General features: G+C 46.4%; 12 protein-coding genes and 1 pseudogene. 11 read left to right on the top strand and 2 right to left on the bottom strand.

Going from position 1 to position 12,562, the window contains the following annotated elements:
- The first annotated feature begins 97 nt into the window (after window positions 1-97).
- The 4 genes and pseudogenes from NNX04_RS16990 (at window position 98) to NNX04_RS16975 (ending at window position 2,783) form a co-directional block, all read left to right on the top strand.
- Window positions 98-406, top strand: coding sequence for a transposase (locus tag NNX04_RS16990; protein WP_007646377.1), 309 nt, complete (start codon window positions 98-100; stop codon window positions 404-406).
- Window positions 406-1,269, top strand: a pseudogene (locus NNX04_RS16985) (IS3 family transposase); the annotation flags it as partial. The gene NNX04_RS16990 and the pseudogene NNX04_RS16985, both read left to right, overlap by 1 nt.
- 53 nt (window positions 1,270-1,322) lie before the next feature.
- Complete coding sequence (locus NNX04_RS16980; RefSeq protein WP_261946561.1) at window positions 1,323-1,976, top strand: hypothetical protein; 654 nt, start codon at window positions 1,323-1,325, stop codon at window positions 1,974-1,976.
- A 213-nt stretch (window positions 1,977-2,189) separates the two neighbouring features.
- On the top strand, window positions 2,190-2,783 hold the full coding sequence (locus tag NNX04_RS16975; protein ID WP_261946560.1) for a glycoside hydrolase family 25 protein: 594 nt from the start codon (window positions 2,190-2,192) through the stop codon (window positions 2,781-2,783).
- A 180-nt stretch (window positions 2,784-2,963) separates the two neighbouring features.
- Here NNX04_RS16975 and NNX04_RS16970 read toward each other — a convergent pair whose 3' ends face one another.
- Both NNX04_RS16970 and NNX04_RS16965 read right to left on the bottom strand, forming a co-directional pair.
- Window positions 2,964-3,419 (bottom strand): tetratricopeptide repeat protein, encoded by a 456-nt coding sequence (locus NNX04_RS16970; protein ID WP_261946559.1) that lies wholly within the window; start codon window positions 3,417-3,419, stop codon window positions 2,964-2,966.
- Between the two features lie 44 nt (window positions 3,420-3,463).
- Window positions 3,464-4,225, bottom strand: coding sequence for a ParA family protein (locus tag NNX04_RS16965; protein ID WP_078044144.1), 762 nt, complete (start codon window positions 4,223-4,225; stop codon window positions 3,464-3,466).
- Window positions 4,226-4,434: 209 nt separating this feature from the next.
- Between NNX04_RS16965 and NNX04_RS16960 the strand changes: the two genes are divergently transcribed.
- The 7 genes from NNX04_RS16960 to NNX04_RS16930 all read left to right on the top strand — a co-directional run bounded on the left by NNX04_RS16960 (window position 4,435) and on the right by NNX04_RS16930 (window position 12,550).
- The gene (locus NNX04_RS16960; protein ID WP_315973054.1) at window positions 4,435-4,566 is read left to right on the top strand and encodes a hypothetical protein; all 132 of its coding nucleotides are present in this window, start codon (window positions 4,435-4,437) and stop codon (window positions 4,564-4,566) included.
- A 56-nt stretch (window positions 4,567-4,622) separates the two neighbouring features.
- Window positions 4,623-6,104, top strand: a complete 1,482-nt coding sequence (locus NNX04_RS16955) for a tyrosine-type recombinase/integrase (RefSeq protein WP_261946558.1) — start codon at window positions 4,623-4,625, stop codon at window positions 6,102-6,104.
- The gene (locus NNX04_RS16950) at window positions 6,101-8,071 is read left to right on the top strand and encodes a hypothetical protein (protein ID WP_261946557.1); all 1,971 of its coding nucleotides are present in this window, start codon (window positions 6,101-6,103) and stop codon (window positions 8,069-8,071) included. Before NNX04_RS16955 ends, NNX04_RS16950 begins: the two co-directional genes overlap by 4 nt.
- Window position 8,072: 1 nt before the next feature.
- Entirely contained in the window at window positions 8,073-10,175 is a 2,103-nt protein-coding gene (locus tag NNX04_RS16945) for a hypothetical protein (protein ID WP_261946556.1), read from the top strand.
- Complete coding sequence (locus NNX04_RS16940) at window positions 10,172-10,597, top strand: hypothetical protein (protein WP_261946555.1); 426 nt, start codon at window positions 10,172-10,174, stop codon at window positions 10,595-10,597. Before NNX04_RS16945 ends, NNX04_RS16940 begins: the two co-directional genes overlap by 4 nt.
- Before the next feature lie 12 nt (window positions 10,598-10,609).
- A complete protein-coding gene (locus tag NNX04_RS16935) occupies window positions 10,610-11,602 on the top strand; it encodes a serine/threonine protein kinase (protein ID WP_261946554.1) in 993 nt (330 codons plus the stop codon).
- A gap of 486 nt (window positions 11,603-12,088) precedes the next feature.
- Window positions 12,089-12,550, top strand: a complete 462-nt coding sequence (locus NNX04_RS16930) for a hypothetical protein (protein ID WP_261946553.1) — start codon at window positions 12,089-12,091, stop codon at window positions 12,548-12,550.
- Window positions 12,551-12,562 lie beyond the last annotated feature (12 nt).

Below are 12,562 nucleotides of genomic sequence, written 5' to 3'. Positions count from 1 at the left end.
ACACAAACCACCGCTTACTTCGGCGTTAGGTGACCGAGTTACCCACCAACTGTAGACACCCTGTATAGTTAGAAAATCCTATATGGAGGTGCTCATTATGGCACGCAAGAAAACACAAGCTTACACCGAAGAGTTTCGCCGTGAAGCAGTTAAACGTGCAGAGAAGGAAGGTAACACTACTGCATCTGTTGCCCGCGATCTTGGAATTAGCGCACAACAGATCTATAACTGGCGCCGTCAGTTTACCCGCCTTTCTGAAAAACAATTTAATTCTATTGCTGGTGTTGATTATTCAAAAAATGAAAGTGATGAGTTACGTCAGCTAAAACGAAGAAACGCAGAACTGGAAAAAGAGCTAGCCTTCTTAAAAAAGGCAGCTGCGTACTTTGCGAACCAGCACGAGTAAAGTACGCGTTAATTCGTGAGCACTGGGAGACTTTTCCTGTATCGCTGATGTGTCGTGTGCTGTCTGTCTCTCGCAGTGGTTATTATCGCTGGATTGATCGGGAAAAGAGTCAACGACAACTGCAACGGGAATGCCGTGAACGCCAGATAATTGATACTTATGCGACTTACAAGGCGCGCTATGGTGCACCGCGAATCGCTAAAGAGTTGCATGCAATAGGTCAGCCTTGTTCAGTTAACTTTGTTGCCAATGTGCTGAAATTACAAGGTTTAAAGGCCCACAACGGGAAAGCATTTAATTATGGAAGCCATGCGTTGACGATGCATAATGTATCGGAGAATTTACTCTGGCGTCGCTTCGGTGCGAGCAAACCCAATGAGAAATGGACAACGGATATTACGTATATCTGGGTTGAAAAACAGTGGCTCTATCTGGCGGCAGTGATGGATTTGTACTCGCGCAGTATTGTTGGTTGGTCGCTGGATACCAGCATGACGGAGGCGCTGATTACTGATGCATTACGTATGGCATTTGAACGCCGGGATGTCAAACCTGGGCTAATCATTCACTCTGATCGAGGTGTCCAGTATCGTGCCCAAAAATATATTGACTTTATGCGGTGTCATGACGCCATTCCGAGTATGAGTCGCAAAGGGAACTGTTGGGACAATGCGCCGATGGAGTCCTTCTTCAGTCGCCTGAAGGTTGAGTTGATTTATACCCGGCAATTCCACTCGATTGAAGATGCTAGATCGAGTATCTTTGAATACATAGAAATTTTTTATAACCGCTTACGCAGGCATTCCAGTATTGGTTATGTTGCACCAGCAGAGTTTGAACGAATGACAGCCTTGGCTGCATAGTTAGGGTGTCTACTTTTTGTGGGTAAGACCAAAGCCTTGAGGAATTTAGCGCATTGGAAATTTTAACTTTAATTCTACAAATACTCGTTCTCTTTGCTATTGGTTGTATTTTCCTTTTTAGAAAGTATTTATTCAGCTACTCCTCTGAAAAAGGGAAGAATCTGGCTACAAAGGAAGATATAAGCGAGATAACCGGAAAAATTGAAGCGGTTAAACTTGATCATGCCAGACAGCTTGAAGCTGCTCGTGCCGAACTTTCTTCCCAGATCAATACGCATGGATTTAGATATGAGAAGGAATATGATGTTTTATCAGAGCTTTCAGCTCTTTTGGTTGATGTCAGGGACGCAAGTTTAAGCTTGAGGCCTGCAATGGACTTCATTGACCCAAACAAGTCTAAAGAAGAAATAAAAAGAGAGAGACTTGGCAGGTTTTACGAAGCGTTACGAGCACTTTATCTTGTACGTGAAAAGAAAAGGCCTTTTTATCCAAAAAATATATACGAGGCAATACGAACAATAGAAAAGGAGAGCCGCTCAGAGTCCATCCAATATCAGTACAAAGACCCTATGGATAACAAGAACTATATAGAGTATTGGGAACAAGCCGAAAAAAATCAAGAAACTATAACCAAGCTTGCTGAAACTGCAATGAGTAACATTAGGGATAGGGTGACAAAATGGGAATCCCTTTCAGACGGCTTATAACAAGCGACTGTGGTAAAAAATCGGCAGCCCGGCATCAAAATCGGCCTTTTCTCTTGCTGAGCACCCCGTCACCTAGGTCCGCCATTTGCCGAAAGCCGCCCCCAACAAAATTAATCTACGGTGCCACTTAGAATTAAACAACTCTTTTCCCTGACACAGATCGCGTTAAGAACACCAAAAAATAAATAAACAATTAGTTCAAAGGATTATTTCATGACTGCCAACAACCAACTACAAGGTATAGACGTTTCCCATTATCAAGGCGCGGTGGATTGGAAAAAAGTTAAGGCGGCGGGAATTGCGTTTGCTTACGCAAAAGCTACCGATGGTAATACCTACACTGACCCGCAGTTCCATACCAACTGGCAAGGTATACAAGCAGCCGGCATTTTGCGCGGCGCTTATCATTTTTACGAAACGAATGGTGACCCTGTTAGCCAAGCTAATAATTTTATTACTGCCGTAGGTTCACTCGCTGCGAATGATTTGGCGCCGGTTGTGGATATTGAAATTTTTAAAGGCAATTACGGCAGCAACAGCGTCGCCGCGAATTTGCAAATCTGGCTGGACGCCGTGGAAAAAGCTCTGGGCCGAACGCCGATGATTTACACCGCCCCTTCATTTTGGAATCAAACTATCAATACTGATTTTTCCAAGTACCCACTCTGGGTTGCGGAATATGGTGTGGCTGCACCAAAAATTCCATTTGGTTGGAGCACATATAATTTTTGGCAGTATTCGCAAAGCGGGAGTGTTGATGGGGTTACAGGGAGTGTTGATTTGGATGTTTTTTTGGGGACGCCATAAAAAAATGCTCCGCAAGGCATACATTTACACAGGCACCAGCAGACAATCCAGAAACGCAAAATTCACCTAGAGTACAAATGCGAACGCAAGTGCTAAGCGCACTTGCGTTGCAATATTCACGGCAAAGTTCACCTGATTTTTCTGTCCGGTTCACAAGCCTGGCTTGGGGAGCTGACGGGATTAATTTCCCAGCAACAAATCCAAACGCAGTAAACCTTGGGCGGCGTCTGAGCCTGGGGTGGCAAAGCGTTTGCCTTGTTGCACAAACATTTTGGCTTTATCGGGGGAACCCAACTGCACATAACTTTGTGCGAGCACCAAATACAAATCTGCCGCGCGACGCTCTATGCGCAAGCCGCGTTCGGCAGTGGCGATGGCGCCTTGGTAGTCTTGCGCTTGATACTGGCCGCGCGCTTGTTTGGCGAGGCTAACAGCAGCAGGGTTAAGTACCATCGCCGGTGCCGGGACAGGTGCAGGCGTAACCGCGCCGGGTTGGGGCTGGACAACTACGGGCGCTGGTTTAACCGGCTCTTGCGGTTGGGGCGCTGGGTAACTTGGGTAGTCAGAGTGGGTTGCACAGCCGGCCAACACAAATAACAGACCAGCCAGACACAATTGGGAACAACGTTTGATCATCAGATAACTCGTTTGTGTGATGTGAGACATTAACCGCAGAGCGATCATTCACTTTCTTTGGCCGCGGCTTTCAGCAGGCGCGCTATTTCTTTCCACAGATCGAGATAGGCCAGTGCCGCGCGGCTGCGTTGATTGTAGCTGGTAAGTGGTGCGCGTCGCAGCCCCATTTGCTCGACGGCGGAGTCGTTGGGAATCCAGGTTTTGAGCATGGGCACCGGCATTTTTTTGCTGTTGTCTATCGCCTCGCGGTGCAGGTTGCGGCGCATATCCACCTGATTAAAAAAACCGACAATGCGCTTGGGGGCGGATTTTTTGCTGGCGAGAAACTCCACCACTTGCTCCATCGCGCGGATCGATAGCGGGCTGGGAATCATCGGGATCAACAGAATATCCACTTCCTGCAACAGTTGCTCAACGCTGGGCGAGAGCGTGGGCGGGCAATCAAAAATCAGCACATCGGCTTTTTCGCTCAGGGGTTTAAGCAGCTGTTTGAAGAATTTTTTGTCTTTGCTCAGCTCATCAAACTCGCTATCCAAACTGCGCAGGCTCAAATCGGCAGGGATTAACATCAGGTTGGGATAGGGACTGAACAACTCCATCTCACCGATGGATTTGCCTTTATTAAAAAGTTTTATCGCCTTGCCTGAACCCGGTTCTTGCTGACAAAACCAACTGGCCGCCGCCTGCGGGTCTAAATCCCAGAGGATGACATTCTTTTTCGCCGCGGCCGCCATGTAGGCCATGTTGACCGCGGTGGTGGTTTTACCCACGCCGCCTTTGAGGTTGTAGAAGGCAATTTTAATCATAGGAATTCCGTTTGTTAGCTGTGGCTATTGTTGGAGGCTTTGGCAAACAGTGCGTCTATTCTGATCGGCAGAATGTTACTTGTAGCATTTTTAACCGCTTCCTTCAAAATTTAGCCAGGATAAAACGATCTGCACCGCAAAATCGGCTTGGGCAAGCACGCCAGCGCGTAGCGGCGTACAATCGCGGCTTACTTTTGCGAGCGCTCCCCATGAACCAAGCCCACCCTTACGAACTGCTCACGCCCGATATGGTGTTGGATGCTATCGACAGCACCGGTTTTTTAACCGATGCGCGCATTCTGGCGCTCAACAGTTACGACACCCTTAACGTGCACATATAGACTCGACACCCCTAACGTGATTAAATGTATGTACAAATTTGCAAGTGGGGTCACTGATGCGGGCAGACAAAATATCCAAACAAGCGTTAAATTCGAACGCACGCCTCTCCTATATTGATGTCTTTGTTCCCTCAGTAATCACATTCGCCAAAAACTGCGACCACAGATTTGTCCACTTTTCCAAGTTCAAGCACACCGATCTTTCCCTTCAATTGTCAAATGTTGATGGTGGAGTGATTCGTAATTTTCCGATAATGATTCGCGGAGACGGTACCCCTTGGGATTTGGGTAACCTGTACTTAATGGGCAAGTTCTTGGAAATGGCGAAGCTTGCGCCCCCGGTAATAGCGACTCTGAAATCCAACGCTAAGCACCTAGTGATGTATCTGCGATGGATTGAACATTTACGTGCGGAAGGAATTGATATCCACGAATTGCACTTCCCGCGAGAGGAGGAGCAACGTGTTACATGGGCCTATTATCGCTATTTAAAAAGACTTTTACGTCAAAAGAATGAGCAACCTATTTCTTTGAGTGTGGCAAGAGCTCGTATGCAATCCGTAGTCGGATTTTATCGCGGGCTCATCGGATGGGATCTGATAAAAGAATCTGCAATCGAAAACGTCCCGTATAAGAGTACCGCTATCGGAATACCTATTGTGAGCTCTGTAGGAGTTCAGATTATCAAAACAGTACAGACCACCAACTTCAAGATCCCCAAACCACAGCGTGAACGTTTGGGCGTGATTGCCGATGGAGGGCTGCTAAGACCACTCACGGAGGATGAACAGTCCCTAATCCTTGAACAGCTCAGAGTATGCGGCAATCGAGCCTTCCAGCTTATGTGCTTGTTAGCTCTTTACACCGGTGCCCGAATTCAAACCGTCTGCACACTCAAAATAAAGGATGTTTACGCTCTTTTAAACAAGCCTCCCAAGAATGGTGAAGTCCTATTGTTAATTGGCGAAGGCACCGGAGTCGATACTAAAAACCAAAAACGATATCGACTCCACATCCCAATCGCGCTGGTTCGCAAACTGCGGGACTATATAGAATCAAAAGAATGCCATGATCGACGCGCTATCAGCTTCTATGGGGAGAGCCGCGAGAACTACGTTTTTCTAACGTCAAATGGATCTCCGTATTACACCAGCACCTCTGAAACTTTTGATCGCCAAAAAGGCCCGTTCAGTAAACGAATTTCGGCAAAGGAACGGGTTTCATTCCCTATTCATCAAGGAAATGCGGTTCGCAATTATTTGAGCCGGTTAATTAGGGATATACGATTGAAGCACCCTGATTTTAATTCGTTTCAATTCCATGACTTTCGAGCGACATATGGTATGAATTTTGTTCGGGATTCCGAAGCCTCGGGCGCTAAAGATGTGCGCGATGAACTCAAAGCCCGCATGGGACACTCAAGCTTTAATACGACTCAGAGCTATTTGAATTACGATGTTAATAGCGAACTCATTAGAGCAGCCACTGTATTTCACCACAACCGAATCAACGGCATCATTGAGCATTTTGCTTTATGACAGCCGACGTCATCACATACACCACTCCTGAACTCCAGACATTTCGGACAGGCAGTTTTGACGCGGCACCGGAGTTCAGACCTGAACTGACTAGACTCGTCACGACTTTGAGCGGGAGCACTCGTTATTTGCGGCCCTACCGCGTTTGTTATCTCGACCGGCACTCTATCGATTCGTCCATTACATCCAAAATTGAGAGAGATAAAGTTAACCCGCTGAGCCTCTGTGTAAAGCGGGTCGAGTTAATTAAACCCATCATTAAAGGATTGCTGGAGGGACGCTCAGGCGTTCCAGACTTTCGTGTGATCGAGTCCGCGCTTAATTGGATAGACCAGCAATGTCGCGAGGGAGAGCTGTATACTCTTGCAGGAGCACGCCAACTTTACCAAGATTACACGGTCCATTTACGTCACCGAACCCTTTTATCGAATGTGGGTGATTCGGCCAAATCGATAGGTTTTGCGACGGCACAAACATTACAACTCGGAATGGCATATCTATGTGGAATAGCCTGTAAACTGGATATTGATGTGATCCAAAGTTGGGCAATCCGAATATCTTACAAAGGATCTCATGTAAAGGAGTTACCTGCACCCGTCACCACAGCGGAGGAGCATGAAACAGCCTACGCACTACATAAACGTTTCTTTTACGCTTTCAGTCAAGCTGTCCTCGATAATTCCACGCCCCCTGTGGTGGTAGAATTAAAGGATCTTGGCTTTGAAGATTTAATTTACTACCACCGAGATGCTAACAACTGCGGAGGCGAGTGGTCTAAGTCAACTTCTGAGAGGCGACGTGTCGATTGGCACCCCTTCTTCTACCAACGCGACGGAGTATTTCAAGGGAAATTTAGAGATTTCAAAACGCATCTGGCTGCACACGGCATCGCGCCGACGAATGAAAAGTCATTCAGGAAGATGCAGAAACACAATCTTCAATATTCTTCAAGCACGCTACGTGAACTGGCAAACCATGCCACCCGCCATTTTGGATACCTTTTACTCTCAGAGGCTGGAAACAACGCAGCGCATCTGGCAACTGTCGACTGTCGCAACGACAAACTGGATAAGGCACTCGGGCTTGCATTTACACGCGCAATCAAGGGCCGTGCTGGCTACGAAGTGCAAGACCAACTTGTCGACATTCGCTTCGCTCAAACCATCTGGAAGCAATACCGCAAACTGCGTGAGTGGATGAGCCTACAGCTTCAGTCCCCCCCGGACGTAGGGATATTTCTTCTGACGAAGAGGAGCAGGAGTCCGTATAGATTACTCTCGCAAGAATCTTTGAGGCAATTGCCTCTTTGGCCCGAAAGAGGTCCTTCATTAACAACGCGATCAGCTCGCAAGCATAAAACAGTGAACATTCTCGAAAGCTCAAGCGGAAATGTCCTTCTGGCGGCGAACATGCAGTTTGCTACGCCCCAAACCATCGAACGGCACTACGCTTTTAAAAATCGCGAAGAAGCTGCGAAAGTAATGAACGAGTACTTTGACGCACAAGCAAAGGCTGCGGAACTGCGCAGTATGGGCATCAAACCCGTGCGAATAATCGAAGGCGGTGAAAAGACACATTCAGGAATTTGCGATGCTGACACGAATGATCCCAAATTGATTCCGGATTTCGAGGAGCTGGGCATCGAACCTCGGTGCGGTGCACCTGTCACGTGTATTTTTTGCGTCCACTTCGGACTGCATGCCGATATTGAAGATATATTGCGCTTGCTGACCATCAAACTCTGGATCGAGGTTCAAAGCCGCATTAGCTCTATCAACATTGATGACCACTTCCGCAAGTTCTCGCCTTATATCAACCGTCTTCAACAAATACTAAACGAACTTTTGAACGCAAGTGGCAGAGTTTCTGAATTGGCAAATAATGCGCTTTTTCGATTCGAGCGAGGCGAGCGAGACGCGTATTGGAACGCCAAGATAAGCGGTTTGCTCGAAATGGAAGAGATTTAAAATGACTTTTCGCATCCTTATCGCAACGCCTGACCCCCTTACAGCCCCCGATAGCCTTGAGCAAATAGCCCGTTCTGGGATCGATCCAGAGTTTGTCATTTCTCGCGATAAATTAGGAAATGTAATTAGCCGATTCAAGCATAATAAGTGGGATTGGCGTATCTACGGAGCAAGTAATACATACAACTTTGAGTCCTGGTGGGATATCAACACTCGCGGGGCGATGGATACTTTAGCACTTCAAATTGTAGAAGAAATGAAGACTCTCGTCTGGCTGTGCATGTTCGAATCCACCGCGAACGCGGGACGGTCGCGAGGAATAAGTCGCTTGAACCAAGTATTATGTATTCTGCGCGCACTTGCTAAGATCGCCCACGCGCTTAACACAACTCTCGGCGGAGCGGAGAGCAATGCACAATTTCAAGTGGCACTTAGAAGCTCGATCGTAAACGCAGACAAAGGGTTCTCCTATCAATTCGTAACTATTAAAGGACTATTGATAGATGCGGCCTTTTGGCATACAACAAAGAATATCAAATGCGAAGTGCCTCGCATCGTCCCCGAAGCTGATTTGTCCGATATGCTGTCTGTCTTACTTAAGAACAGTCTCCTAGCAGAAGATAAACGAGAGCAACACCCTCTAATACCTACACGGCTGTTTGCCAGAGTCATAAGTGGCGCGCAGCAACGCCTAAAAGCGATTGAACCATTTTTCCCGAGCATAGAGGCCTACATTGTCGCGCTCCAAACAGACCCGACATATTGTGTCGACCACTACATTGACTACCAAATAAATACTCGCCGCATCAGGTTGCACCGTTCGAATAACAAATTCCTCGCTTGGAAAGAAGCGATGAATCAATGCCTTAGTACTGCCGAAACGATTAAGCGGTTTGGTTTGGACACTTACGTCGAACGAAAGGCTCTCGAGCAACTACGAACCTTGGATACACATATCACAGAGTTGCAAACACTTTGCGTGATCCTCATTCATGCCTTTTCCGGAATGCGAAGTTCGGAAGTTAAAGTAATGCCTTTCGAACCGATAGCCCATTCATCAGCCAAAGGATTCGGTGATTTACCCGTATTAGTGTCACACCTAAAAAAATTTACGGATAAAGGCAATTATAGTAGCCCGCTGATTTGGGCAACGTCAAAGGAAGGGGTATATGCAGTGAGAATTGCGCAGCAACTCGCTCGCCTCAAATGGATCCGCAGAAACACCACTTCGAACTCATTTCCGAGCGATGCTCCTCTTTTTATCGGGGAGTGCTGCGATAAGACCTCCGTGAAACCTCATTATCAAATACCGATAGCAAATACCATATTCAGTTCAAGACATTGGCGTAACGCCTCTGAATCACTTGGATTAACAATTGAGGCCGAGGATCTGGATGAATTGCGTGTTTTCGATGCATTTAGAGCATGGGACGATAATCCGGAATTCGAAGCTGGGAACTATTGGCCACTTACTTCCCACCAATTCCGACGCTCTGTGGCGGTCTATGCAAGTCGTTCGGGTATGGTGTCTCTGCCGACACTTAAAACACAGTTCAAGCACTTATCCGAAGTGATGACAGCACTTTACTCAGAAAACTCAACGTACGCACAAAACTTTCTAATCGGAGAGAACGGAAAACCGATTGATGGTGGCAGTATACTGCAGTCATTCCGCGATGCAGCCGCATTCAACATGAGTGTTCGCTTCCATGAACAAGTTATTCAATCTGAGAACTTACTGAGTGGGCCAATTGGAACTCAGATCCAGCGCGCAAAAGAAAAGAATACGCTGCCTAAAATATTCACAAGTAAAGATGAAACTCAAAAAGCCGTAAAACAAGGTCGATTTAGTTATAGAGAAACCCCAGTCGGTGGATGCGTAAAGAAAGGAAGCTGCACACACTTTGCGATTGATTTAGTCCTACCTTGTACCAGCGGGTGTGAGCACGCAATTTTAAAGCCAGATAAGCTTGATACCTACATTGAAAGTCTACGATTTGATATGAAAACATTATCACCCAACAGTCGTCCCTACCAACTTATTGTTAAGGAGATCGACTTTATAAATTCAACATATTTCAAATCAGCGGAAGCTGAAAAATGAAAACAACTAATGCCGTCATGGAATACCTCGCCGCGCTGGAGCGCCTCAAAAAAAATGCGCCTGTTCATGTACCTAAAGGATCGCCCATCAATAAGGACCAAGTCGCACTTGAGGCGGGACGCAAGCGCGGCACTATTCGTAATCGCCCAGGCTTTGAACAACTTATCGCTGAAATCGAATCCGCCACAAGCGAGCAATCTCCTTCAGTCAAAAAGAAGCGGCTCCAGAGCAATCCAAATCAGTCTGCTGAAATTGAGCAACTTAAGCGTGATCTAGATGTGGCACGCAGTCGCTACATGTCTCTTTTATATCTTAATGCGGAGATGGCAAAGACGATTAGTAAACTTGGCGGAGAAGTGGCTCAATATGGCGTGGTAACAGATCTACAAATAGATCCCAATAGCACCGATGTACCTTACTAATGAGTTCAAAATATGTCAGACCATCCCTACAGCACCTTAACACCAGAACGAATTCTTGATGCCGTTGAGCGCTTGGGATATCAATGTGATGGTCGTTTAAATGCATTGAATTCTTACGAAAATCGCGTATTTCAAATCGGAATTGCCGACTCTGCTCCCCTCATAGCAAAATTCTACCGCCCCTCCCGATGGTCCTTCGAACAGATTAAGGAGGAACACGACTATTCAAAAGAGCTCGCATCGGCGGAGTGGCCAATTGTGCAGCCACTCATACACGAAAGCGGAGTAAGTGCGCATCGAGATGGCGAATTCACTTTCGCGCTATTTCCCCGTTTCGGGGGACACGCACCGGAACTGGACAGCCTCGATACTTTGGAGTTGCTCGGACGCTCGCTTGGAAGATTGCACGCAATTGGATCAGTTCAGCCGTTCAATCATCGCCCTAGTCTTAATATTCAAAGCTTTGGCATTGATAGTCGCGAGTTCCTGCTTAACAATGATTTCATCCCGTCGAGTCTTTTTCATGCGTACGACTCGTTAACAAAAGACCTCATTAAAATCATCGAGCAGCAATTCAGCGAGTGTGCCTACACACCGATTCGAATTCATGCTGATTGTCACCCCGGCAATATTTTGTGGCGAGATGATCGCGGGATATTCGTTGATTTCGATGATTGCCGAATGGGGCCAGCCGTACAAGATTTATGGATGCTGTTGAGTGGCGAACGCCAAGATCAAACTACGCAGTTGGATGCACTGCTAGAAGGCTATGAGATGTTTCATGAGTTCAACGATTCTGAGCTAATTCTCATCGAGCCACTCCGAACTCTGCGTATGATGAATTATGCTGCGTGGATTGCACGACGCTGGACCGACCCAGCATTTCCTTCAACGTTTACGTGGTTCAACACCGAACGTTACTGGGCAGAACACATTCTTCAGCTACGAGAGCAGTTTGCAAATCTGCAAGAACCTGTACTTGTAAGATCTTCAGGAAATTACTGAAGAACGTGAGAATTGAAAGCTTTAGGGGTTAAATATGGATTCGAAATATGGCATCACCTAAATGAGGAAGATTATGTTGGTACATTGATTGTCTTTATCCAAATAGGGCAACACATCAGCTAGCGAGCTAATTTGAAATTGTTGAGTTGCGCCACATCGAGTTAGATTTAGAGCGCTGATACCAACTGATATTGGACAAATTCCTTTTACTTATCAGATAGGCATTGGGATTAGTTTAATGGCCACGAAGTGGATTTAATTGCCGTCAGGCAAGTCCACATGCGTGTTTAGAAGACGCTTGTGGAGCTTTATACCAATGAGTAAATTTCTGTCTATCGGGACGCTGAGACCTCATAATCGCTTCAATAAAATCGAATATTTTTTGTTCCCCCGAGCTATAACTTAAACAATATCCGAACCAAACTGGCACATTAATTTACGAAATTGATACAATGTACCCAAAATAGGTACAGCGAAAACTTGGCTATGACCGCTCCGGCAAACATTCACCTGAAAGAGCATTTAGTCCTCACCGCCATTTGGCAGTGCTTTCACAGCAACGAAACCATTTTGAGTCTCCATCAACTGATGCTGAGAAGATTGACTCCGACAGAAGCAATGTCTCGGCATTACATAGGCGTTCTGCTACGCCTCGGCCTGATTAAACCATCAGATGTTTTAGACGAACCAGGTATTTTTTTAAGTATTAAGGGCGGAAAGTCATATTTTACTGCGGTTGGAGCTTTAACCGAACCAGCACCTACATTAAGTAGGAGCGCGCTCACGACGAATTATCGCGCTTCACACGCATCTCTCCTTGAAATCATATTTGAGCTATTAGCTGCTAACGTGGTCGAATACGTAAAGTATTTTGCTGAAAGAGAACAGTTAAATGTCAAAGGGCTGGATGTTGATTTGCGTTTAAAACTGACCCACCTTTTGCGTTGAATTTTGACCCAC

It is taken from the genome of Cellvibrio sp. QJXJ (assembly GCF_024452345.1).
Taxonomy (GTDB): Bacteria; Pseudomonadota; Gammaproteobacteria; order Pseudomonadales; family Cellvibrionaceae; genus Cellvibrio.
This window is presented reverse-complemented; position numbering and strand designations above follow the sequence as displayed.